Origin of the sequence: Bradyrhizobium sp. McL0615 (assembly GCF_049993905.1) — a bacterium.
GTDB lineage: Bacteria > Pseudomonadota > Alphaproteobacteria > Rhizobiales > Xanthobacteraceae > Bradyrhizobium.
On record NZ_CP188254.1, the window covers coordinates 4984853 to 5008729 of the forward strand.

The 23877-nt window shown below is 62.3% G+C and carries 24 protein-coding genes; 12 read left to right on the top strand and 12 right to left on the bottom strand.

Annotation, left to right across the window (positions count from 1 at the left end):
- The first annotated feature begins 147 nt into the window (after positions 1-147).
- The 3 genes from ACPPVP_RS23565 (at position 148) to ACPPVP_RS23575 (ending at position 2268) form a co-directional block, all read left to right on the top strand.
- Positions 148-519, top strand: coding sequence for a hypothetical protein (locus ACPPVP_RS23565; RefSeq protein WP_426524906.1), 372 nt, complete (start codon positions 148-150; stop codon positions 517-519).
- A gap of 437 nt (positions 520-956) precedes the next feature.
- Positions 957-1775 (top strand): DUF2147 domain-containing protein, encoded by an 819-nt coding sequence (locus tag ACPPVP_RS23570; RefSeq protein WP_426524908.1) that lies wholly within the window; start codon positions 957-959, stop codon positions 1773-1775.
- A 139-nt stretch (positions 1776-1914) separates the two neighbouring features.
- Positions 1915-2268, top strand: a complete 354-nt coding sequence (locus ACPPVP_RS23575) for a hypothetical protein (protein ID WP_426524910.1) — start codon at positions 1915-1917, stop codon at positions 2266-2268.
- A gap of 9 nt (positions 2269-2277) precedes the next feature.
- Here ACPPVP_RS23575 and ACPPVP_RS23580 read toward each other — a convergent pair whose 3' ends face one another.
- Positions 2278-2682 carry a (R)-mandelonitrile lyase gene (locus ACPPVP_RS23580; protein ID WP_426524912.1) on the bottom strand — a complete coding sequence of 135 codons (405 nt, stop codon included), beginning with the start codon at positions 2680-2682 and terminating at the stop codon, positions 2278-2280.
- A 140-nt stretch (positions 2683-2822) separates the two neighbouring features.
- Entirely contained in the window at positions 2823-3521 is a 699-nt protein-coding gene (locus ACPPVP_RS23585) for a ribonuclease activity regulator RraA (RefSeq protein WP_426524914.1), read from the bottom strand.
- A gap of 281 nt (positions 3522-3802) precedes the next feature.
- Here ACPPVP_RS23585 and pxpB point away from each other — a divergent pair, with 281 nt between their 5' ends.
- From pxpB to ACPPVP_RS23605, 4 genes are all read left to right on the top strand, one after another.
- On the top strand, positions 3803-4534 hold the full coding sequence (gene pxpB / locus ACPPVP_RS23590; RefSeq protein WP_426524916.1) for a 5-oxoprolinase subunit PxpB: 732 nt from the start codon (positions 3803-3805) through the stop codon (positions 4532-4534).
- A complete protein-coding gene (locus ACPPVP_RS23595) occupies positions 4531-5586 on the top strand; it encodes a biotin-dependent carboxyltransferase family protein (protein WP_426524918.1) in 1056 nt (351 codons plus the stop codon). The genes pxpB and ACPPVP_RS23595 overlap by 4 nt, the downstream gene beginning before the upstream one ends.
- Positions 5587-5621: 35 nt before the next feature.
- On the top strand, positions 5622-6383 hold the full coding sequence (locus tag ACPPVP_RS23600; protein ID WP_426524920.1) for a LamB/YcsF family protein: 762 nt from the start codon (positions 5622-5624) through the stop codon (positions 6381-6383).
- Positions 6384-6600: 217 nt separating this feature from the next.
- The gene (locus ACPPVP_RS23605; protein ID WP_426538020.1) at positions 6601-7953 is read left to right on the top strand and encodes an amidohydrolase family protein; all 1353 of its coding nucleotides are present in this window, start codon (positions 6601-6603) and stop codon (positions 7951-7953) included.
- A gap of 39 nt (positions 7954-7992) precedes the next feature.
- Here the strand turns inward: ACPPVP_RS23605 and ACPPVP_RS23610 are convergent, their stop codons facing one another.
- The 5 genes from ACPPVP_RS23610 to ACPPVP_RS23630 form a co-directional block, all read right to left on the bottom strand.
- Positions 7993-8145 (bottom strand): hypothetical protein, encoded by a 153-nt coding sequence (locus ACPPVP_RS23610; RefSeq protein WP_247777853.1) that lies wholly within the window; start codon positions 8143-8145, stop codon positions 7993-7995.
- Between the two features lie 179 nt (positions 8146-8324).
- The gene (locus tag ACPPVP_RS23615) at positions 8325-9923 is read right to left on the bottom strand and encodes a sulfite reductase subunit alpha (protein WP_426524922.1); all 1599 of its coding nucleotides are present in this window, start codon (positions 9921-9923) and stop codon (positions 8325-8327) included.
- On the bottom strand, positions 9920-11704 hold the full coding sequence (locus ACPPVP_RS23620; protein ID WP_426524924.1) for a NirA family protein: 1785 nt from the start codon (positions 11702-11704) through the stop codon (positions 9920-9922). Before ACPPVP_RS23620 ends, ACPPVP_RS23615 begins: the two co-directional genes overlap by 4 nt.
- A gap of 352 nt (positions 11705-12056) precedes the next feature.
- Positions 12057-13223: a CmpA/NrtA family ABC transporter substrate-binding protein gene (locus ACPPVP_RS23625; protein WP_426524926.1), complete on the bottom strand. Its 1167-nt coding sequence runs from the start codon at positions 13221-13223 to the stop codon at positions 12057-12059.
- Positions 13220-13810 carry an ANTAR domain-containing response regulator gene (locus ACPPVP_RS23630; protein WP_057852587.1) on the bottom strand — a complete coding sequence of 197 codons (591 nt, stop codon included), beginning with the start codon at positions 13808-13810 and terminating at the stop codon, positions 13220-13222. The genes ACPPVP_RS23625 and ACPPVP_RS23630 overlap by 4 nt, the downstream gene beginning before the upstream one ends.
- A 292-nt stretch (positions 13811-14102) precedes the next feature.
- On the opposite strand from ACPPVP_RS23630, the gene ACPPVP_RS23635 reads away from it, so the two are divergent.
- Entirely contained in the window at positions 14103-14588 is a 486-nt protein-coding gene (locus ACPPVP_RS23635) for a DUF7674 family protein (protein WP_426524929.1), read from the top strand.
- A gap of 225 nt (positions 14589-14813) precedes the next feature.
- Here ACPPVP_RS23635 and ACPPVP_RS23640 read toward each other — a convergent pair whose 3' ends face one another.
- Entirely contained in the window at positions 14814-15296 is a 483-nt protein-coding gene (locus ACPPVP_RS23640) for a DUF5071 domain-containing protein (protein ID WP_426524931.1), read from the bottom strand.
- A gap of 213 nt (positions 15297-15509) precedes the next feature.
- Here ACPPVP_RS23640 and rimO point away from each other — a divergent pair, with 213 nt between their 5' ends.
- The 3 genes from rimO to ACPPVP_RS23655 all read left to right on the top strand — a co-directional run bounded on the left by rimO (position 15510) and on the right by ACPPVP_RS23655 (position 18739).
- Complete coding sequence (rimO, locus tag ACPPVP_RS23645; protein ID WP_426524933.1) at positions 15510-16829, top strand: 30S ribosomal protein S12 methylthiotransferase RimO; 1320 nt, start codon at positions 15510-15512, stop codon at positions 16827-16829.
- Between the two features lie 40 nt (positions 16830-16869).
- A complete protein-coding gene (locus ACPPVP_RS23650; protein ID WP_426524935.1) occupies positions 16870-17277 on the top strand; it encodes a PaaI family thioesterase in 408 nt (135 codons plus the stop codon).
- Positions 17278-17542: 265 nt separating this feature from the next.
- The gene (locus ACPPVP_RS23655) at positions 17543-18739 is read left to right on the top strand and encodes an acetylornithine transaminase (RefSeq protein WP_426524937.1); all 1197 of its coding nucleotides are present in this window, start codon (positions 17543-17545) and stop codon (positions 18737-18739) included.
- 124 nt (positions 18740-18863) lie between these two features.
- Here ACPPVP_RS23655 and ACPPVP_RS23660 read toward each other — a convergent pair whose 3' ends face one another.
- From ACPPVP_RS23660 to pcsA, 3 genes are all read right to left on the bottom strand, one after another.
- Positions 18864-19838 (bottom strand): quinone oxidoreductase family protein, encoded by a 975-nt coding sequence (locus ACPPVP_RS23660; RefSeq protein WP_426524939.1) that lies wholly within the window; start codon positions 19836-19838, stop codon positions 18864-18866.
- 93 nt (positions 19839-19931) lie between these two features.
- Entirely contained in the window at positions 19932-20657 is a 726-nt protein-coding gene (locus ACPPVP_RS23665; protein WP_426524941.1) for a TerC family protein, read from the bottom strand.
- Positions 20654-21388 carry a phosphatidylcholine synthase gene (gene pcsA, locus ACPPVP_RS23670; RefSeq protein WP_426524943.1) on the bottom strand — a complete coding sequence of 245 codons (735 nt, stop codon included), beginning with the start codon at positions 21386-21388 and terminating at the stop codon, positions 20654-20656. Before pcsA ends, ACPPVP_RS23665 begins: the two co-directional genes overlap by 4 nt.
- Before the next feature lie 134 nt (positions 21389-21522).
- On the opposite strand from pcsA, the gene ACPPVP_RS23675 reads away from it, so the two are divergent.
- Positions 21523-22713 (top strand): UbiH/UbiF family hydroxylase, encoded by a 1191-nt coding sequence (locus tag ACPPVP_RS23675; protein WP_426524945.1) that lies wholly within the window; start codon positions 21523-21525, stop codon positions 22711-22713.
- Positions 22714-22867: 154 nt separating this feature from the next.
- On the opposite strand, the gene ACPPVP_RS23680 is transcribed toward ACPPVP_RS23675, so the two are convergent.
- Positions 22868-23821, bottom strand: coding sequence for an AEC family transporter (locus tag ACPPVP_RS23680; protein ID WP_426524947.1), 954 nt, complete (start codon positions 23819-23821; stop codon positions 22868-22870).
- Positions 23822-23877 lie beyond the last annotated feature (56 nt).

The window sequence follows — 23877 nt, forward strand, 5'->3', positions numbered from 1 at the left end:
ACCGCTAACGTACGGACAGGGCACAAATACTGCTGGGGGCTTTGGCGGCACCTACACATCACCTTCATCTCAATGTGGCTGTTAGCCCAAAGGGGGTGAATAAAATGTCCGCCTGAAGTGGCGCGCGAACGATTGCTTGGTGTACGAATGGATCAACTCGGGATCGTCAAACTGGCAGCGGCTCATTTGCAGGAATTCGCGTTTGGGTTGATCATAGTCATTTGTGTAGCTGGAGGTCTAGGGTATCGCAGCCTAGCCAATTGCCTGAAACGCTACGACACCTCGACATGGGAGGATGTGGGTCGTCCAGAGTTGTTCAGCAAGAAATCGATAAAAGATGAGCTGAGCTTCAGCTGGTATATTTTGGCTCGCAAGTATCGGAAAAGTGAAATTAGGAGAATAAGAGTCTTGGGCGACCTATGCTTTGTATGTTTTGTGGCGGTATGGCTGGTCGCGTTGACCGTCATGATATTTGGTGACCTCGGCAAATATGACCTTCATTTGCGGTTTGGGAACTGATCGTCGGTCTTCGCGGGGGAGGGTCCGGCAGTGGATGATTGTTCCGTGTAGCGGTACAAGGTACGTGCTATCCAACACAGACCACAACGGGCGCGTGACGACTTTACCTACGACGCCCTGAATTGACTGGCGGCGGCATCCGGTGAACGCTCTCCCAAGGGAATAAACTCCGCAAGCAGCAGCAAGAAGTTGCTGTAAGCTGAGCGCGATTGCTCCGGACCTCCCTCTCGCGGAGGTGTTGCTTCGAATTGATCACCCTGCTCGCGCCACGTATTCTGACCGCCTATTGAGCGCTATCTAATCTACGCCGATCGAATTTGAACCAAAGCCGCTAGTACACGACTTATACTTGGAAAGTGATCTGGATCACGTTGGGTGAAGCTATTGCTGCGTAATAGCTTTGGGGCATGGGGTTCCCTGCTCAGGAGGTCGCAACAATGAAGAAGTGTCTCGCTATCGCTGTGCTGTTGCTGGCGAGCGGCCTCACCAGCGCGCAGGCCCAGTACACATTCGAGTATGGCGGCCGCACCATCACCATCGATCCTGATCGCGGCACGGTTCAGATTCCCGGCGTCTACGATAACACCGGCAGGAAGGCCAGGCGCCCGCGTGGCGAGGAAGGCGATCTCGATCGTCCGGGCAGGAAGGCGCCGCAGCAGGCGAAGTCCGCTCCGCAGCCCGCGCCCGAGGCGGCAGCCCCGGCGGCACCTGCACCGGCTGAAGCGGCTACCGCTCCGGCGCCCGCGCCCGCTCCGGCCGCTCCAACCACCACTTCGAGAGGCGAGCCGTCGACCGCGACGGTGGCTGTTGCGCCGGCGGAGACTGCTGCGCCAGCACCGCCTGCCGCTCCTCAAGCCGCTCCAGCGCCGCCGGCACCTGCCCCCGTTGCCGCGCCAGCGCCCCCGCCGCCGCAACAGAAGCAGGCGGCCGCCCCGGCAGCTTCGACAATTCCGTCCGCGAACTCACCGCTCGGCGTGTGGCTGACGGAGGAAAAGGAAGGCAAGGTACGGATCGAAGCGTGCGGCGCCAATCTCTGCGGCTATTCCGTCGACAAGAAGTCAAACCAGAACGGCGAGCAGGTTCTGATCAACATGAAGCCCGGCAAGGACAAGTGGAGCGGCCGGATCTTCGATCCGAATTCCGGCAGCACCTACGATTCGACGATCGCCCTCAAGGGCACCGACAGCCTGCGCGTTCAGGGCTGCGCCTTCGGCGGCATGTTCTGCGGCGGCCAGACCTGGACCCGCGTCAACTGACCGGTAAACACTGCTGTGCATTCAGCCAAGCCCCGCCGCAACGCGGGGCTTTTCGCTGAGCCCTGACGGGTGATGACAGTCACAGTCGTAACGAAGCCGCTGTGAGATCCTGATCGTGTCCAAACCAAAGGGGCACGTCATGATCACGTCTCGGAAATCTCTGGTAACTGCTTCGCTGCTGGCTGCGCTGGGCTTGGCGACACCGTCCGCAGCCGCGACATTCGACGGCGCCTGGAATGTGCAGATTACCTCATCGAACGCCGCCTGCAGCAGCGGCGCGTCGGTCTCGATCGGAATCAGCAACGGCCAGGTCGCCTCGAACAGCGCGACCGTAACCGCGTCCGGCCGCGTCGCCGACGCCGGCAACATCCATGTCACTCTTGCGAGCGGCATGAAACGCGCGGTCGGCTCCGGCGTTCTCACAAGCACGGCGGGATCGGGCACATGGCGCGCTGCCTTGTGCTCCGGCACCTGGACCGCGCAGCGGATTTGAGGCTGCGGCCTAACCCAGCTTCGCCGAATATTCCGCGTCGGTCACGTGCTCCATCCAGGTGACATAGCTGCCGTCGGCCGCTTCCTGCATGGCAATGTGCGTCATGGCGTTGGTCGGCGAAGCGCCATGCCAGTGCTTTTCACCGGGCGGAATCCAGACGACGTCACCGGGGCGAATTTCCCTGATCGGTCCGCCTTTGGCCTGCACCCGCCCAACCCCTGAGATGACGTAGAGCGTCTGGCCCAGCGGATGCGTGTGCCAGGCCGTGCGCGCCCCCGGCTCAAAGGAGACGCGCGTGGAGGCCAGCCGTGCCGGTGCCTCGGTCTGGATGATCGGATCCTGCAGCACCGTGCCGGTGAAATATTCAGCCGGCGCCCGGCGCGTCGGCCGGGAGCCCGCGAGATGGATCTCCATGGAGTTGTCTCCTTTTTCTGAACTTGTGTCTGAATCTCGTAGGGTGGGCAAAGGCGCGCTTCGCGCCGTGCCCACCACAACCCGAGCCGTAAACTGCGATGGACGGTGGGCTCGCTTCGCTTAGCCCACCCTACATATCGCTACTTCTTGCTGGCTGCGTAGCGCGCCTTGGTCTCGGCGTTCATCGGATAGAGGCCGGGCAATGCCGCGCCGTTGTTCACCTCGTTGACGATCCAGGCTTCCATCCGCTCCTGCTCCGGTCCCTCGGCCAGCACGTGGTCGAGTGACGCCTGCGGGATCAGCACCGCGCCGTCCTGGTCGGCGACAACGATGTCGTTGGGAAATACCGCAACCCCGCCGCAGCCGATCGGCTCGCCCCAACCGACGAAGGTCAGCCCGGCCACCGAAGGCGGTGCGGCAAAGCCGTCGCACCACACGGGCAGATTGGTGCCGAGCACGCCTTCGACGTCGCGCACCACGCCATCGGTGATCAGCGCCGCAACGCCGCGCTTGACCATGCGCGCGCAGAGAATATCGCCGAAGATGCCGGCATCAGTGACGCCCATGGCGTCGACCACGGTAATGCAGCCCTTCGGCATCGCTTCAATCGCGGTGCGGGTGGAAATTGGCGACGACCACGACTCCGGCGTTGCCAGATCCTCGCGCGCGGGCACGAAGCGCAGCGTAAAGGCCGGTCCGACCAGCCGCGGCTGCCCGGGCCGCAGCGGCTTGGTGCCGCGCATCCAGACGTTTCGCAGGCCCTTCTTGAGCAGCACGGTGGTGATGGTGGCGGTGGATACGCCAGAGAGGGTTGCGAGGGCTTCGGGGGACAGGGACATCGGGAATGCAGGCTCCGGAGGGTGATCGATAAGGTAGCGCATCTTGCGAAGCGCGGGTGCCGCGTCAAGGGCTCGTGGAAAGGGGCGCGATCACAACATCTTATCGTCGGCATGCAGATTAATTTATTGAACTTACTGGCTGATTTCGCGCGAAGCGAATTCCACTCGCGCCCAAAACACGCTACAGGTTGAGGCGAGCATGATCCGGAAAAGTGGGTACCGGTTTTCCGGCGAGATCATGCTCAAAACCAAAGCCAAAGCTGCGAGACAGTTCAGAGGCCATGGCCGCGACGCTTCCCCCGCCCCGCCTTTTGCCGAGTGGCGACAGCGCCATCACGGTGGAGTTCAGCCGCAACATCGACGATGCCGCCAACCGGCGGGTGCTGGCGCTCGACCGTACCATGTCCGCCGAGCCGGTTATGGGCGTCACCGAGACCGTGCCGACCTATCGTTCGCTGCTGGTCCATTACGATCCCGAGCAAATCGATTTCGACAAGCTTGGCGAACAGATTCTCACGCTTGCGCAGCGGCCGGTGCCGGCAACGACAAAGACCCGGCGCTGGCGCATTCCGGTTGTCTATGGCGGCGAGCACGGCATCGACCTCGAAGACGTCGCCAAAACCCTCAACACCACGCCCGACGAGATCGTGGCGCGGCATGTCGCCGGCGACTACCGGGTGGCGATGATCGGCTTTACGCCCGGCTGGTCCTATCTGAGCGGGCTTGCAGACTCCCTGCACATGCCGCGGCGGCAGAACCCGCGCTTGCTGACGCCGGCCGGCACCATCTCGATCGGCGGGGTCCAGACCGGCGTGCAGTGCCTCGCCGGCCCGAGCGGCTGGCATCTGTTGGGACAGACGGCGGTCCGCACCTACCAGCTTCATCGCACTCCGACCTTCCTGCTGGAGCCGGGTGACAACGTCACCTTTGTGTCAGTCGATGCCAAGACTTTTGCGCAGCAGGACCGCGCCGCCGAAGCCGGCGAGTTCATTGCCGAGCAGATCGCCTCATGAGCAAGCTCGTCATTGCATCGATCGGCCCGGCAAGTTCGGTACAGGACGGCGGACGTCCCGGCGCCCAGCGTTACGGCCTGGTGCCGAGCGGGGCGATGGACCGGCTGGCGCTGGCGGCTGCGAATACCCTGGTTGGCAATGAGCCGTTCACGGCGGCTGTCGAGGTCGGCCCCTTCGGAGCAAAGTTTACCGCACGCGGCGGCGCGGTGCGCGTCGCGCTGGCGGGAGCCCCGCGCAATGCCGATATCGCCGGCCGTGCCGTGGCACCCGACACGTCCGCAACGCTGGCCGATGGCGAGACGCTGACACTCGGCTTTGCGCGCGGTGGCTCGTTCAGCTATCTCGCGATCGAAGGCGGTATTGCCGGCGAGCCGATGTTCGGCAGCCTCGCCGTCAATGCCCGCGCCGGCCTCGGCAGCCCCTATCCGCGCCCGCTGCAGTCCGGCGACGAACTGCAGACAAAGCCGGCCGACGGCGCGGCGGAACGGCGGATCGAACTGCCGGCGGCAGCCGATGCGCCGATCCGCATCGTCTGGGGTCCGCAGGATGACGAATTCGCCGACGAGACCAAAAAGCTGTTTGTCGACAGCGAATGGAAGATATCGGCCACCAGCGACCGGATGGGCTACCGGCTCGAAGGCCCCGTGCTGAAACATCTCCACGGCCACAACATCGTGTCCGACGGCACGGTCAACGGCAGCCTGCAGGTGCCCGGCAATGGCCAGCCGATTGTGCTGATGCGCGACCGCGGCACCAGCGGCGGTTATCCCAAGATCGCGACCGTGATTTCCGCTGACTTCGGCCGGTTTGCGCAGATCCCCGCCGGCCGCGGCTTTCGCTTTCGGGCCGTCAGCATGGCGGAGGCACAGGCGGAAGCGCGCAAATTTGCAGAGCTGCTGCACACCCTGCCCGAGCGGCTGCGATCAATCGAAAGCGTTGATCTCAACATCGATGCGCTGCACGATGCCAATGTCGCGGGCCACGCCGTCAGCGCCGTCGATGCCGGAACCTGGCACGCGGTATCTCTGGCCGATATAGCGGGCCCGGACTGACCAACCAATCCACTCACGAGAAGCGGACCAACAACATGGCAACCATCGACCTCAATTGCGATCTCGGCGAAGGATTTGGCGCGTGGGAAATGGGCAATGACGCCGCGATGATCGAGCTTGCGACATCGGTGAACGTCGCCTGCGGCTTTCATGCCGGCGATCCCGACATCATGCGCCACACGGTCGAACTGGCGAAGGCGCGCGGCGTCTCAGTCGGCGCGCACCCCGGCTATCGCGACCTGCATGGTTTTGGACGGCGGCCGATGCCGGGCCTGAAATCATCTGAAATAGAGAACCTGATCGCCTACCAGATCGGCGCCCTGCAGGCGATCGCGACCTCGGCCGGCTACAAGGTCACCCACGTCAAGGCGCATGGCGCGATCTCCAACGTCGCCTGCGAGGACGACATGACCGCGAGGGCGATCGCCAACGGAATCAAGGCGGTCGACCCCAATCTGATCTTCGTGGTGCTCGCCAATTCAAAACTGGTGCAGGCCGGCGAAGCGGCCAACCTGCCGATGGTGCATGAAGTATTTGCCGACCGCGCCTATGAAGACAACGGCTCGCTGGTGTCGCGCAAGAAGCCAGGCGCCGTGCTGCACGATGCGAAGGAAATCGCCGACCGCGTGGTTCGGATGGTGCAGGACGGCGCGGTAGTGTCGGTCACCGGCAAGGTGATCAAGATGCGGACCGACACCGTGTGCATTCACGGCGACACGCCGGGCGCGGTCGAGATTGGCCGTGGCGTCAGGCAGGCGTTGAAGAATGCCGGGATTGACGTCGCGCCGTTCAAGTGAGCCAACGTGTGAATACATAAGTCCAGAGGCACGGTCGGAAATCAGCTTCGGCGCCTTACGGACTCATTTTGAATCGAACAGACGCGAAAAGTCGCCAGCACGCGATGTGTCGCGGCGCGTTAAGTCCTCCAATAATGTGTTGGCGCAACCAAAGGGGGACGATATCATTGTCTGCTCTCTGGACTAGCCGGCTTCCTTGGGGGTTCAAATGGTCTCCATGTATTTCCGCCGATTGGTATCGGCGACACCGGTCTGCGCACTCATTCTTTCAACAAGTGCGGCGCAAGCTCAGCAGACCAGCGGCGCGGTCACGCTGTTCAACAATGTCAGGGTATTCGACGGCAAGGGCACGTCGTTGTCCGAACCGACGAACGTGTTGGTTCGAGGCAATTTGATCGAAACAATTTCCCGGACGCCGATTCCGGTCGATCGAAGCGCGACCACCACGATCGTCGATGGAGGCGGCCGCACGCTGATGCCCGGCCTGATCGACAATCATTGGCACGCGATGCTGGCGCGGGCGACGCCATTGCAGGCCTTCGGCGACGTCGGTTTCAACAATCTCAATGCCGGCGACGAAGCGACGGACACGCTGATGCGCGGCTTCACCACCGTTCGCGACGTGGGCGGGCCGGTGTTCGGTCTCAAGCACGCCATTGATGAGGGCATCGTCAAGGGACCCCGTATCTATCCGTCCGGGGCCATGATCACGATCACGAGCGGGCATGGGGATTTCCGCCAGTTGACCGATCTGCCGCGAACGATAGGCGGCATGCTCACTCGCATGGAGCAGGTCGGTGGCGCCATAGTTGCCGATAGCCCTGACGAGGTGCGCGTGCGCGCGCGCGAACAGCTCATGCAGGGCGCCTCCCAGGTCAAGTTGACGGCGGGCGGCGGCGTATCGTCACCCTTCAGTCCGATCGACGTGACCACCTTCACCGAGCCCGAACTGCGCGCCGCGGTTGAAGCGGCTGATAATTGGGGCACCTACGTCGCCGCGCATGCCTTTACGTCGGCTGCGATCCGGGGAGCTATTGCGGCTGGCGTGAAGTGTATCGAACACGGCTTCCTGATGGACGAAGCAACCGCCAAACTGATCGCCGAGAATGGCGTTTGGCTGAGCCTGCAACCGCTCCCCGAGGATCTGAGGCTGGGCTTTCCGGTGGGATCCGTGCAGCGCGCCAAGGCGGATGAGGTCTGGCCCGGCATAGCCAGGGCCTACGAGTTGGCGAAGAAGTACAAGATCAAGACGGCGTGGGGCACCGATGTGCTGTTCTCCCGCGCGCTGGCGCAGCAACAAGGGGCCATTCTGGCTTCGCTTGTCCGTTGGTACACCCCTGCCGAAGCGCTGGTCATGGCGACATCGACAAACGCTGAACTGCTGGCGCTGTCCGGCAAGCGCAATCCCTATCCGGGAAAACTCGGCGTGGTGGAACAGGGCGCGCTGGCGGATTTGCTGCTGGTCGACGGAAATCCGCTGGACAACATCAACCTGATTGCCGACCCCGCCAAGAACTTCAAGGTCATCATGAAGGATGGCACAATCTACAAAAACACGCTGACCAAGTGAGGGTCGGCCAAGTCGAACCAACGCGCCTGAGGTAAAATTTCAGAACGGATGAACCGAGAGCGTGCCGAACACGATGGCGGCAATGAGCGCGAACGCGCTGTAGAGCGCGGCGGTATGCAGGCCGGTGCCGGAACGGCGGGACACCGAACGTGCGTAAAGGTGCAGGCGGGCTTCCGCCGATAATTCGCGCATGGTCGATCTCCAACGCAGCATGAGATGCATATGGAATATCGTTTGCGCCCGGATGCAAGATATCCGCCGAAATAGCGATGCCGCCGCTCCGGCGCGCGCCATTTCGAGGGGAAAATTCCCCTCCTCCCGACCAGAGCGAGAATTTTATTCGGCCCGATTTGAGCCGGTTGGAACCCTGATTAGTAAACGTCCTGCTGAAACCGGCCTGTTTTCTTCAATTCCCCGACAAAACTGACGGCCTCATCGGTGGTTCGGGCGCCAAACTGGGCGACGATATCGACCAAAGCGCGCTCGACATCCTTGGCCATCCGCTTGGCGTCACCACAGACATAGATGTTGGCGCCCTCGGCGAGCCAGGTCCACAATTCGCGGCCGACCTCGCGCATGCGATCCTGCACGTAGAACTTCTTGTCGCCGTCGCGCGACCACGCCAGCGACAGCCGCGTCAGCAGGCCCGATGTCTTCAAGCCATTGAGTTCGTCGGCGTAGAAGAAATCGCAATCGCTGCGCTGATGGCCGAAGAACAGCCAGTTCTTGCCCGGCGCGCCGGTCGCGCGGCGATCGAGCAGGAAGGCGCGGAACGGCGCCACGCCGGTGCCGGGTCCGATCATGATGATCGGCGTTTTGGGATCAGTCGGCAGCGCGAAACCATGGGCCTTCTGCACATAGACCTTCAGCTCATCGCCGGGATTGATGCGTTCGGCCAGGAAGGTCGAAGCGAGGCCTAAGCGTTTGCGCTTGTTGATCACGTAGCGCACGCAATCGACCGTCAGCGACAATTTTCCGGGCGTCGCGTTATGCGACGACGAGATCGAATAAAGTCGCGGTTGCAGCGGCTCCAATGCCTCGACAAAGGCCTCGGGGTGCGGACGCACGCCGGAGAATTTCTGCAGCACCGCCATCACGTCGAGCGTTGCTGCGTCGCCGTCGGGATCCTCGCCCTGCGCCAGCGCCCTCGCCTTCTCGCGGGTGGTGCCGCCGGTGATGAAGGAGATCAGTTCGAACAGCGAGTCCGGCGCCGGCGCCAGCGACACATCGTCGATCAGGACTTCGCGCAGCGTCTTGCCATTCACTTTGGTAGTGTGGGAGGCGCCGAGCAACGCGATGACCTGGTCCACCAGGCCAACATCATTGCGCGCGAAAATGCCGAAGGAATCGCCGACGACATAGTCGAGCCCGCAACCGGACAGATCGAACTCGATGTGCCAGGTCTCCTTTTCCGAACCTTTTTTGTTCAGAAGGCGCCGCGACAGGAAGGTCGCCGCGATCGGATTGTCGCGCGATCGTCCCGGCTCCGCCACGACGGCGGACGCAGCCGATGCCGCCGATGGCCCCGACGATGGCGCCGCCGGCGCCTTGTCGATCTCCTCATAGAGCGATTTGAGCATCCGCGCGGTTTCCTTGCCGCCGGGAACGCAGAGGTTGAGCCGCGCTTCGCTCTTGCTCGCAATTGCTTCGGAATAATTGTGGCAGTCATAGCCGCACTGGCCGCAATCCTGCTGCGCCATCGCCGCCATGAAACGCCGCCGCAGCGGGCGGCCTTCCGCGAGCTTCATGCGATCAGCCATCGGCATGGTCTGGTCGTGCCACGGCGCCTCGCCGTCATCACCGTCGCCGGCCGCGCCTTCCATGACGGACGCGCCCTGCTCGGCCGACAACGGCGTCGCATCCGACAGAAGTCCGGCGAAGAACCCGTTCAGCCAGGAACGCTGCGCCTCGGAGAATGGCGCACTGGATGGGATGATTTCGATCTTCGGCGTCGGCGAGATCTGGTTCATGAGGACACCTCAGCGTCGGCCAGCTTGCGCAGCGCCTCGCCGTCATGGCGGCGCGCAAATGTCAGAAAAGTTTCTTCGGGCGAAACGCGATGTGCGAGATAGGCCTTCAGCAGTCTCTCGACCGTCTGCGGCGCGTCTTCCGCCTTCAGGTCGTGATAGACTTCCTGCCCGACGTCGGCATCCGGACCAAAGCCGCCGCCGGTGAACAAGTGATAGCCCTCGACCGGATCGACATCCTCGCCGACATCCACCTTCGCGGCGATCAGCCCGATATCGCTGATGTAATGCTGCGCGCAGGAATGGTGGCAACCGGTGACGTGGATATTGAGCGGCGTGTCGATGTTGACGCGCGGCTCGCACCAGTCCCCGATCTCCGCGGCATGGCGCTTGGTGTCCGACGCCGCAAACCGGCAGCCGGCATTGCCGGTGCAGGCGATCAGCCCGGCACGGATTTGCGAGGCCTCGACCGCGAGCCCGATCTTCTTGATCGCAGCGATCGCAAGCTCGACGTTCTCATCGCGTACGCCCGGGATCAGCAAGTTCTGCCACACCGTCAGCCGGATATCGCCGTCGCCGAGATCCTGCGCGATCCTGGCCAGCCCGCGCATCTGGTCACAGGTGACCTTGCCGAGCGGTAACGAGACGCCGATCCAGTTCAGTCCCTCCTGCTTCTGCTTGTGCACCCCGATATGCGCCATGCGGTCGAAGGTCGGCCGCGGCGCCAGCGCCTCCGGCGGCACCCGGGTGAAGGGCTGGCCGAGCCGCTCCTCGACCAGCGCGAGAAACTTGTCGTGGCCCATCCCGTCCAGCACATATTTCAGCCGCGCCTTGTTTCGGTTGGTGCGGTCGCCGAGATCGATGAAGATACGCACGATGGCGTCAGACACTTTCGTCGCATCGGCCGGCTGGACGATGATGTCGCCGTATTTGGCAAAATCCCTGTGCCCGGTGATGCCGCCGAGCCCCAAGCGAAACCAGACGCCAGGCTCGACGCCAAAGCCATCCTTCACCTCGACCGCGGAGAACGCGATGTCGTTGGTGTCTTCCAGCACCGCGATCTTGCCGGCACCGTCGAAGGCGACGTTGAACTTGCGCGGCAGCCCGTACAGCGAGCGATCGTTGAGGATGTGATAGTGCCACTCCCGCGCATATTCGCGGGTGTCCAACAGCTCCTGCGGATCGATTCCGGCCGTCGGCGTGCCGGTGACGTTGCGGATGTTGTCGGCGCCGGTGCCGCGTGAGCACAGGCCGAGATCCTGAATGCCCTCGATCAGCGCCACCGCGTGCTTCGGCGGAATCTCGCGCACCTGCAAGTTCGCCCGCGTGGTGACGTGGCAAAACGGCCCGCAGAGTTTTTCGGCAAGATCCGCCAGACCGGCGAACTGCCAGTGCTTCAGGATCCCGTTCGGAATCCGCAACCGGCACATGTAGGAATCTTGCGCCGGCGCGACATAGAACAGGCCGTAATAGCGCCAGCGGAAATTGTCCGCCGGGTTCGGCGGCGCATTGTCCTGCGCCTGCTGCTTCAGCCGCGGATAGGCATCGAACGGATGCTCCTCGCGTTTGAATTTTTCCTGGTCGGCGAGTTTTTTGCCGGAGGCTGTGACCTTGTCCTGCGCTTTGATGTGCGCGGCATCCGGCCCGCCCGGTTCGGTGCCAGCTTTACCAGTGCCACCGCCCAGGCCGCGCCCTACTCGGCTGATCTGCAGGCCCGTCGTAAAGCCTTCGAGGTAGCGCTTCTGTTCGTCGGTAAAATCGACTTTAAGCGTTTCGATCATCATGGTGCGCGACGAAGCTCCTGCGGCCACGAGGGGTGGCATCAACGAAATTGGGTGACCGCGTCTGAACCGGCCTGGCCTTAAAAGCTGGGCTTGGGTTCGTGGGCGGTCCGGACAGCTTCGTTGCTGCGGAAATCCATCTAGGATCGCGGCCAGCAGGCATCTACGACGACCGGCCGCACTGCAACATACAAGTTGCGTGCCACGCCGATTCTGGAAAAATACTGTTTTATTTCAAATGATTATGAAACCAGTCTCGAAACTATGAAGCTGGCTTCACTGCTGCCAGTGCGGCAACATGCCTAAAAATAAGGCAGCGCGGCCCGATGCTCAATATTTCTTCATGGAGGAACCGTCAGGGCTTCCAGCGGCCAATCTGAAATGCCGCCAGATGGCCGGCGATGTCGCCGGGATCAAACGCAGGCCCGGCAAAGGCGCCGATGGCGTCGGAAGCGCTTGGAGGCTTGCCCTGATGCCCCATGGCGGCGTTGTAGAGGTCCGGCCGGAAGACGCCCATGGCGGTGCTGAGCGCGTCCGGCCGCATCGCCGTCTGACCCCAGCGCACCATCTGCGCGTAAAGCCAGGCCGCCTGCGCGGGATCGGGCCGGGCTGCGCCCTCGCGCCCGACCAGGAGATAGCGGCCGCTCTCGCGCCGCTGGCCATCGGGCGAAATCTTCAGCCGTCCGTCGAGGGTGCGCTGGATCACCTCGGCACCGACGCCGATCCTGTCAGGTCGCGACAGGACATCCGCGGTCTCGGCGCGGTTTCCGGGATCCTCGATATACTCGGCGGCGTGGGAAGCCGCCCGGATCAGGGCAGCCAGCACGTCCGCATTCTTCTCCGACCAGCTTTGCCTGACCGCGAGCACCTTCTCTGCCGCGCGCACCAGGATGTCTGAGACGAAATGCAGGATGTGGCCGACGCCGAGATCGACCGCGACCGAGTTCCAGGGCGCGCCGACGCAGAACGCGTCGACATGGCCATTGGCGAGGCTGTCCACCATGTAGGGCGGCGGCAGCACAACCAGGCGGACGTCCTCGTCGGGATCGACCCCGCCTGCCGCCATCCAGAACCGAAGCTGATAATTGTGGGTGGAGAACGGGAACGTCATGCCAAAGGTCAGCGGTTCCGCGCCGCTCCTGCGCCTGTTGGCCACGACGCGCGCGAGCGCCAGCGCGGTCGCCATGGGATCTGTGGCATCGCCCTCGAGCTCGCCCATGATGGCCGCATGCAGCGCCGGCGATACCGTGATGGCGTTACCGTTGAGGCCAAGATTGAACGGCGCCACAATCGGCACCTTGACGTGTCCAAGCCCGAGACTCGACGCAATCGCTACCGGCGCCAGCAAATGCGCGGCGTCGAACAGGCCGATATTGAGCTTGTCGCGGACATTGGACCACGACACTTCCCGCACCAGCGTGACATCGAGCCCTTCGGCGGCGGTAAACCCCTTGTCGACGGCGATGATCAGCGCAGCCGAATCGACCAGCGGAATGAAACCGATATGCAGCGGTGTCGTCATTTCAACAGCTCCGAGGCGGTCAGGATCGACTGCGCGATCTCGCCGATCTTCTTTTTCTCGCGCATCGCCGTGGAGCGCATGAGAACATAGGCCTCGTCTTCGGTGAGGCCTTTCACCTTCATCAGAATTCCCTTGGCACGGTCAATCACCTTGCGTTCCTCGAGCGCGGATTTGGTGCGGTCGAGTTCGTCCTGCAGCTTGGAGAAGGCGTTGAAACGGGAGATACAGAGGTCGAGGATCGGCTTGATCCGCTCCTTCTTCAGGCCATCGACGATATAGGCGGAAACGCCGGCGTCGACGGAGGCCTGGATCGAGGCGGCGTCGCTCTGATCGACGAACATGGCAATCGGCCGCCGCACTGCGCGGCTGACCTGGAACATCTGTTCCAGCACGTCGCGGCTGGGGTTTTCGAGGTCGATCAGGATGACGTCCGGATCGAGCGCGTAGATCCGTGCCAGCAGGCTCTGCATTTCGCTGATATGCACGACGCCGGTAAAACCCGCCTCCCGCAAGCCCTCTTCCAGGATTGCGGCCCGGATCGGGCTTTCGTCGACTATGACGATTTTCGGCGACGACTCAGCGCTCATCGATCAACTCTTGGCCCGGCAGGGCATCCATAGCACGGAAGAAGCCCGCGCAAAGCCTTGTAATTATGGGCAATTGGGACTAGTTCGTGCGTATCAATCAGGCAAATTAGATATGCAACAGGCCGCGGCGCCCAAAGTTAGCTTTGCTTCGCTTGGGTGCCCCTGAGCCAACGAATATAAACTTCTTGAGCCGTTCACTTCCAAAGAAAATGCTGCCCAAGGCGGCTATCATCTGGACTATCAACTCGTCAATTTGGGCGTGTACCCATTACAGCGAGATGCCAGCTTTCGGATGCAACGTATAACTCACGAATTCAATCCGAGCCTTCGTGACCCCTTGCAGCCTTCATATAGCTCCGACATATTTGAACGCATGCCTACAGGTCATTGTTATCTTGATCGCATCGCGGGTCTAGCGCCCCAATTGAGGGAGTCGCTCGATACACTGACGGCGGAGTGGTCACCTGAGGTGGTGCCTGTAACAGTCGCTGGCACCGAATTGGCAAAGGCTCTCGTCGAGCATTTTGAGCAACTACCAAAAGATACGGTAAAATCCGTTTTTGAACTGTGTGAGCAGGCGCTGGACAACGGTTCTGCTGAAGAACAGGCCGCTTTGTCGACAGGCTTTCTTGAGTCATTGCAGCATGCAGACGGCAAGAGAACATTCGATTTCAGGGCGCTGGTTAGCTTCCTAGGGCCTAAGTCCAAAGAACATTGCTTAGCGATGGATGAGTTCTGGAAAGCTACCACGCGCGGCTTGGGTCGTGCCTCAGTTTGAATTTTTTGATAGCAACTCGTTGATCTGAGCCGCCCACTTCCAAAGAAAAAACCGCCCGAGAGCGGCTGTCATTTGGACGATCAACTCGTCAATGAGGGGGTGTACTAATTGAGAGATGTCGGCTTTCGGATACGAAGCAGAACTCCGGTGCTCAATCCGAGCCTTTCCGGTCGTGACCTATTGCCGAGCTATTCCGGCCGTTTGCCGGAGCGTCAAGGCACGAAGTCAACCCACGATTTGTCTGGCGAGGATATCGAGCTCTTCCGCCTGCTCGCCTCGCGTCGGGCGAGTTGCAAGTCGTTCAATATCCGCCCTAAGCATCGTCTGCAATTCTGGCGACTTCACAACGATGCAGCTTAGCACCCAATTTTTCCAGACGTCGTCATCCGTTTCCAAAACACGTCGGATATGAGGAGCAAGCGGTGCGCCTATGCCCGCTAAAAACGGCTGTAGCGCCTGAGCAACCGGCCAGTTAATGTCCTGCATCCATTCAAGCAGGGCCGGAAGTATTGGTTCGACCGCAGGAAAGCCCAACGCAACGATAGCTTTGACCTTCTCGGAGTCGAGTTTGTCTCTTGGTAGAAGCGCTGTTAAATCGGAACGCATAGGACGCCGCGAGATAAATCTAGAATAGTGTCTGTCAACTCTAACGTGCACCCGCGTCGATCGCAAGCTGTCCGCCGAGCTCAGCAGACGTTCAATCAGCATGGCCGGTAGATCTTTCATCGCTTCGGTGAGCTCGATCGGAACGAGCTTCCACCCATCAGAACTTCAGTCCCTAGGCACGGGCTGATTTCATTTCGCTATGCACGAGTGTTACTTTACCATCCCGGGAGCATGCATAGCGGTTGAATTTTCGTATCGGATCAATTACTTGATCCACACATCCGAACAATTCAGATCCAGGTCCCAGGCGAGCACATGGAACGAGCGCCGCGCATATCATTTACGTCCCTCGGCTGCCCCAAGGCACTGGTGGATTCCGAGCGCATCATCACCCGGCTGCGCGCCGAAGGCTATGAGCTCGCTCGCAAGCATGACGGCGCCGACATCGTCATCGTCAACACCTGCGGCTTCCTCGACAGCGCCAAGCAGGAATCGCTCGGCGCCATCGGCGAGGCGATGGCCGAGAACGGCAAGGTCATCGTCACCGGATGCATGGGCGCCGAGCCTGAGCAGATCGAGGCAGCCTATCCCGGCGTGTTGTCGATCACCGGCCCGCAGCAATATGAGAGCGTGCTGGAGGCGGTGCACCGGGCCCTGCCGCCCGTTCACAACCCGCATCTCGATCTGGTGCCGCCGCAAGGCGTCAAGCTGACGCCACGCCACTACGCGTACTTGAAGATTTCCGAAGGCTGCAACAACCGCTGCAGCTTCTGCATCATTCCAAAGCTGCGCGGCGATCTGGTGTCGCGCCCGGCCAACGACGTGCTGCGCGAGGCGGAAAAGCTTGTCGCGGCCGGCGTCAAGGAATTGCTCGTCATCTCGCAGGACACGTCGGCCTACGGCGTCGATATTAAATATGCCGACAGCCCGTGGAAGGACCGCCAGGTCCGCGCCAGATTCTTCGACCTCGCCAAAGAACTCGGCGACCTCGGCGCCTGGGTACGGCTGCAATATGTCTACCCCTACCCGCATGTCGACGAAGTCATCGGGTTGATGACCGAGGGCAAGATTTTGCCCTATCTCGATATTCCCTTTCAACATGCGAGCCCGGACGTCCTGAAAGCCATGAAGCGTCCCGCCGCGCAGGAAAAGACGCTGGCACGGATCCAGAAGTGGCGCGCGGAATGTCCTGACCTGACGCTGCGCTCGACCTTCATCGTCGGCTTCCCCGGCGAGACCGATTCCGATTTTGCCTACCTGCTCGACTGGCTCGAAGAAGCCGAGATCGATCGGCTCGGCGCCTTCAAATACGAGCCGGTGGCGGGCGCGCCTTCCAATGCCATTGGCAACGCCGTGCCCGACGAAATCAAACAGGAACGCTGGAACGCGCTGATGGCACGGCAGCAGAAAATCTCCGCCCGTCGCCTCAAGCGCAAGGTCGGCACCCGACAGCAGGTTATCGTCGACGAAGTCGGGCCGACGGTCGCAAAAGGCCGCTCCAAGGCCGACGCACCGCAGATCGATGGCGCGGTCTATCTCTCTAGCCGACGCCCGCTCAAGGTCGGAGAAATCGTCACCGCGAAAATCGAGCGCGCTGACCAGTACGACCTGCACGGCAGCGTCGCGGGCTTCTGATCAAAGCGGATCATGTCGTGGTGCTGCACAAGGCAACAAGATGTCGGATCACTTGAAGGAAATACCGCCAGCCGCCCAGCTTCTTGGCCGCGAGATCGTCTCTGTTGATCCGCATTCTGGTGAAGTGAAACTTCGATTTGCGGCAAAAGGGGAATTTGCCAATCGCCACGGCACCGTACAGGGCGGCATGTTGGCAGCGATGCTCGACTCCGCAACGGGCAACGCGGTCATGGCCAGGTTACCATCGCATCTCACGGCCGTGACGACCCGCCTGGATACGAGCTTCCTGAAGCCGGCGGCATTGGGAGCGATGCTTGCAACAGCGCGTCTTGTTCGTCAGGATGAACGCTCGGCCGACGTGACGGCTGAACTCACTGACAGCGAAGGCCAGATAGTCGCTACGGCCAGGGCCGAACTGCGTATTCGCGAGCGCAAGAACCAGTCTTAGATTTGACCCGGGCGAACGGACCAATTCGTACACCCTTGACATCCGCTGCCGTCAGGCTGTATGGCCCTGCGCCATGAAACTGAACCGGACCAACCGCCGCGCCTGCCTGCGTCGTCGCTCCAGCGACGATGGGTTGCGCCGTGTCCGACGACAACGCTGATCAGCTAGTTTTCAGCAACGTTTTCGAGAAGGCCGCACCCTCAAAAGTGCGGCCTTCTTTCGTTTCGGCCTGCTTTTAACCCCAGCACCACCAGAGGAGATCGACATGACTGACGCTACCCATCCGTTCGACGCGCTGATGGAGATTACCGCTCGCCCGCCGGTGGTGTTCGTCCGCGGCGCGGGCTCCTATCTCTGGGACGACTCCCGCAAGCGCTATCTCGACTTCGTGCAGGGTTGGGCCGTCAACGCGCTCGGCCATTCGCCGCCCGCCGTTGCCGAAGCGCTCGCGGCACAGGCCAAGCTGCTGCTGACACCAAGCCCCGCTTTCTACAACGGTCCCAGCCTGAAGCTTGCGAAAGCGCTGGTCGAGAACAGCTGCTTCGATCAGGTGTTCTTCGCCAATTCGGGCGCGGAGGCCAATGAAGGCGCCATCAAGCTCGCGCGGAAATACGGCGCGAAATTCAAGAACGGCGCGTTCGAAATCATCACCTTCGAAGGCGGCTTTCACGGCCGCACGCTCGCCACCATGTCGGCGTCGGGTAAGAAGGCGTTCGAGCCGCTGTTCGAGCCGAAAGTATCGGGCTTCCGGAAAGCACGACTCAACGTCCTCGATTCAGTGAAGGCGCTGATCTCGGACAACACGGTCGCCGTGATGCTGGAGCCGATCCAGGGTGAGGCCGGCGTGTGGGCGGCGTCAGATCAGTTCCTCGGGGAATTGCGCGCGTTGACCAAGGAGCACGGCTTGCTGCTGATTGTCGACGAGATCCAGACCGGCATGGGCCGGACCGGAAAGCTGTTCCATTACGAACACGCCGGCATCGAGCCCGACATCATGACGCTCGGCAAGGGCATCGGCGGCGGCGTGCCGCTGGCCGCCCTGCTCGCGACCAAGGATGCGGCGTGCTTCGATCACGGCGACCAGGGCGGCACCTTCAACGGCAATCCGTTGATGTGCGCCGCAGGGCTTGCCGTGCTCGAGGAGATTTCAAAGCCGGAATTTTTGAAAACGGTGACGGACGCCGGCCTGTTCCTCGAAAGCGAGTTGCAGAAGCTGTCGGCGCGGCATGGTCTCGGCGAGGTGCGCGGCCGGGGTCTGTTGCTTGCGCTCGATCTCAAACTGCCGATTGGCGCTGCGATCGTGGCCGAGGCGCTGGCGGACGGCGTCCTCATCAACTCGCCGCAGCCCGATGCATTGCGCTTCATGCCGGCGCTCAACGTCACGCGCGAGGAGATATCGCTGATGATCGATTGCCTCGATGCGATCCTTGTCAAGGCGGGCGCGGCACGAAGGGTGGCGTAGCCTCAATCGTCATTGCGAGCGAAGCGAAGCAATCCATCTCAGCGCAAGCGGAGGTGTGGATTGCTTCGTCGCGTTGCTCCCTTGCGCAAACGCTTCGCGTTTGTCGCAGGCAATGACGGCTCCTTTAGGGCCGCATGATCGCGGCCCCCGTCGTGGCCCTGCTCTCAAGCTCGATATGCGCCTTCGCCGCGTCCTTCAGCGCATAGGCGTGGTTGATCGGCACGTGGAGCTTGCCATTGATGACGGCGGCGAACAGCGTGTCGGCGCCTTCGAGCAGTTCCTTGCGGGTCGAGACGTAGTCGTTGAGCTTTGGCCGCGTCGCAAACAGCGAGCCGTGGTTGTTGAGCTCGGCGAGCGGGAACGGCGGTACTGGGCCGGAGGCGTTGCCAAAACTCACGAACAGGCCGCGAGGCCGCAGGCACGACAGCGAGCCCGGGAAAGTGGTCTTGCCGACACCGTCATAGACGACATCGCAGAGTTCGTTGCGGCTGATCTGCTTCACCCGCGCGACGAAATCCTCCTCGTTGTAAAGGATGACGTGGTCGCAACCATTGGAGAGCGCGAGATCGGCTTTCGCCTTGGAGCCCACGGTGCCGATCACATGCGCGCCGAGCGCCTTGGCCCACTGGCAGGCCAGGAGCCCAATGCCGCCCGCGGCGGCATGGATCAGCACGCGGTGGCCGGGCTCGACCTTGAAGGTCTTGTGCAGCAGGTACCAGACCGTCAGCCCCTTGAGCATCAGCACGGCACCCTGCTCGTAGGTGATGTGGTCGGGCAGCTTGACCAGCTTTTCGGCCGGGATCACCCGCTCGCTGGCGTAGCCGCCGAGGTTGAAATAATAGGCGACGCGGTCGCCAGGGTGAAAATTGGTGACGCCCGGGCCGACAGCCACGACCTCGCCGGCCGCCTCGTTGCCGGCAATGAACGGCAGTCCCGGCGCCTTGTAGAGGCCGGTGCGGAAATAGACGTCGATGAAATTCACGCCGACGGCATGCTGCCGGATGCGGACCTCGCCCGGTCCCGGCGCCGGCACCTCGACGTCCTCATACACCAGGGCTTCCGGACCCCCCACCTTGTGCACGCGCACGGCCTTGGTCATGACAATCTCTCCTTCGGTATCGGCTCAGGCGCCCTACTGGATGCGAAACGAAAGCCATCGCCGCCGCCTTGTCAACTGACCGGCTCAAACCAGCTATTTGGCGACCTTCCGGCGGTTACGCCTGGCAAGCACATTGAACAGCTCGACCGCAGCCGCAAACAACATGGCAAAGTAGATATAGCCGCGCGGGATGTGGAATTTGAATCCATCCGCGACCAGCGCCACACCGATCAGCACCAGGAACGCCAGCGCGAGCATCTTGGTGGTCGGGTGATCGGCCACGAACTTCGCCACCGGGCCCGACGAGACGTACATGACCACGCAGGCGATCACAACGGCTGCGATCATGATTTCGATATCCTGCGCCATGCCGATGGCGGTGATGATGGAGTCCAGCGAAAACACCATGTCGACGACGATGATCTGCATGATCGCCCAAAAGAACACGCTCGCTTTGGATTCGGTATCGGGCTCGCCATGGCTCGCCTCGACCTCGGCATGAATTTCATGCGTTGCCTTCGCAATCAGGAAGGCCCCGCCGGCGATCAGGATGATGTCGCGCCACGACAATTCGACGCTTCTCACGGTGACGACGGGCTCGGTCAGGCCGATCAGCCACACCAGCAGGCTGAGAAGGATGATGCGGAACACCAGCGCCAGCAGCAGGCCGATCTGGCGCGCGCGCTTGGCCTGCGGCGGCGGAATACGCGAGACGATCACCGAAATGAAAATGACATTGTCGATGCCGAGCACGATTTCCAGCGCCGTCAACGTCAGCAGCGCCGCCCAGGCTTCCGGGCTTGTCAGTAGTTCCATCATGCTCTGAACGACCTTATTCGCCGGATCACCGCGTCACTTCCCACCATGTAGGCCGCAATGGCGCAAAGTCCGGCGACGATCGGAGCCCCCACGTTGAAGTCGCAGGCGATCGTGTACATCGCAAGCGCGGCCCAAGCGCCAAGCAGCCACAAGGTCAGCCAGCGCAGACGTACCACCCGGAACGGGTGCACCACATGAAACGGCGCGAAGGTCAGCGCGATCAGAATTGCAATACCGAGAGAGGAGAGCGCCGGCGGCAAGTGCAGTAAGAACAGATAAAACGCCACAGCGTTCCACAGCGCCGGAAAGCCGCGGAAGTGATTGTCCGACGCCTTCATCCGCCGGTCGGCAAAATACAGCGCGCCCGACACCATGATGCCGATACCGAGCAGCGGCGCCGCCAGCGGCAGCAGCATCCCGCTCGCGGCGATGGCATAGGCCGGAACGAAGACGTAGGTCACGAAATCGACGACGAGATCGAGCACCTCGCCCGACCAGTTCGGCTGCAACCGGACGACATCCAGCCGGCGCGCCAGCGGGCCATCGATCGCATCGATGATCAGGGCGACGCCGAGCCAGCCGAACATATTGGCCCAGTGTTCGCGCACGGCCTCCAGCATCGCCAGCAACGCGATCCCCGCGCCCATCGCCGTGAAGATATGCACGGCGAATGCGGCGGTCCGCATTCGGCTGGTCGCCGGGAGAGAATCTGGCTCGGTGGTCTGGTCCATTGCTTCGGCAGTGCTATCAGGAATCGCTCCGATTTGCATATCGGCGCTTGCGGCGTTCCGCCGCGCGATAGGGCGGAAACATTTCGGCCGGTTGACGGCTTGAAAATGCTGCTCCGAACGTCAATTGTCCCTATATGAATAATGCATCGCAAGTTTATGACGCCGCTGTGATCGGTGGCGGGCCGGCGGGGTTGACCGCGGCCATCGCGCTGGCCGCAACCGGCGCGAAAACCGCCCTGCTCGCCCGCCGCGTCCCCTATGCCGACAACCGCACCACGGCGCTGTTGGGGGCTTCCACCGACCTGCTCGAACGCCTGGAGGTCTGGTCCCGCTGCCGCGACAAGGCCGCCGCCTTGCGGACCATGCGCCTCGTCGACGACACCGGCCGGCTGATCCGCGCGCCCGAGGTGCGCTTCACCTCGGAGGAGATCGGTCTCGAACAGTTCGGCTACAACATCGACAATCGATCGTTAATGGTTGCCCTCGAACAGCGCGCCGCAGAACTTTCGAATTTGACTCGATTTGACGATGAAGCGTCAGCAATCGATCCGCAGGATACGACCGTCATCATCCGGACCGGCAAGGGCGAGCAGCTTGACGCGCGGCTGGTGATCGGCGCCGACGGGCGGCAATCGCCGTCCCGCGCGGCTGCCGGAATCGGGATCAGTCGCCGCGACCTGCATCAGTCGGCGCTGACGTTCAACATTTCCCATTCGCGGTCGCACAACGGCATCTCCACCGAGTTTCACACGCCGCAAGGCCCGTGCGTATTCGTGCCCCTGCCCGGCAACCGCTGCAGCGTCGTGTGGGTCTCGACGACCCGGGAAGCCGAGCGGTTGATGTCGCTCGGCGACGACGAATTGTCGGAAGCCGCGGAACGGCAGTCGCACTCGATTCTCGGCCGCGTCCAGGTTGAAGCCGGGCGCAACGTGTTTCCGCTGACGATCGAGCGTCCCGACCAATTCGCCAGCCATCGCGTCGCACTGGTCGGCGAATCCGCCCATGTGGTGCCGCCGATCGGTGCGCAGGGCCTCAACATGGGATTGCGCGATGCGGCCGATATCGCCGACATCGCCGGCAATGCGATCTCGCTCGGGGAAGATCCGGGTTCGCCGGCGGTGCTGGCCCGCTACCAGTCTGCCCGCCGCGCCGACGTCGCCAGCCGGCTGATTGCCATCGATGTCGCCAACCGCTCGCTACTCAGCGATTTCGTAGGGCTGCAATCGCTGCGCGCGGCCGGCATGCACCTGCTTGGTTCGTTCGGCCCGCTGCGGCGGCTCGCGATGCGCGAGGGGCTGGCGCCGACCTGGAAACGCGTCAGCTGACCACACCGCCGTAGCCCGGGCGAGCGAAGCGACCCCGGGACCGGTCCCCGGGGTCGCTTCGCTCGCCCGGGCTACGCTCATCGCGCCGCGACGTGATTTTCTACTTTGCATGGGGTTGTTTTCGAGATTTTGTATTTCGACTACCCGCGCTCCTTTACGGAAACGCCAGCCGTCCGCTCTGGATGAACCACATCACGCTGGTCAGCGTGACCACGGAGGCGAAGGTCCCGATCAGGACCGCGACCGACGCCGGCTCGATCCACGTATTGTTCTGCCGCGCGATGACGAACACGTTCAGCGCCGGCGGCAGCGCGGCCATCAGGACGGCGGTCGCCGCCCAGGGCTGCGCGAACGGCCCGAACAGCAGCATCAGGCCGAACACGATCAAAGGATGGATCAGCAGCTTGATCGCGATTACGCCGGGCACTTCCCAGGGCACGCGATCGAACGGGCGCAGCGCCACGGTAACGCCGAGCACGAACAGCGCGGTCGGCGCGGCGGCGTTCTGCAGAAACAGCAGGGTCCGGTCGAGCGCCGTCGGCAACGGAATATGGAAGGCCGCAACGAGCGCTCCCAGAACGGCCGACATGATCAGCGGGTTCAGCACGATCTGCCGCGCGGCGATACCGATCGCATGCAGGAACGACGGGTGCTCACGATCGGTCAGCGCCATCAGCAGCGGCACGATCGTGAACAGGAAAATGCTGTCGCAGCAGAAGATCAGCGCGGTCGGCGCCGCCGCCTTGGCGCCAAGTACCGCCAGCGCCAGCCCGGGGCCCATATAGCCGATATTGCCGTAAGCGCCGGCAAGGCCCGCCATGGTGGCCTTGCGCAGCGACAGTTCGCCGATGATGCGGCCTGCTACCATGGCAAGGACGAAGGCGCTGACGGTCGCAAGCGTGGTTGCGATCAGGAATGGCGGGTTGTTCAGTTCGGAAAACGGCGTGTCCGACATGATGCGAAACAGCAACGCCGGCAGAGAAACGTAAAGCAGGAAGAAGTTCATCCAGGCCAGCCCCGATTCTGGCAGCTTCTTCGTCTTGCCGCAGGCAAAGCCGATGAAAATCAATCCAAAATAGGGAAGCGCGAGGTTGAGGATATCGACCATCTCGGAGACGTCTTTTCGTCAGTGATTTCGGGGGCATGGCACCGGACGTGGCTACC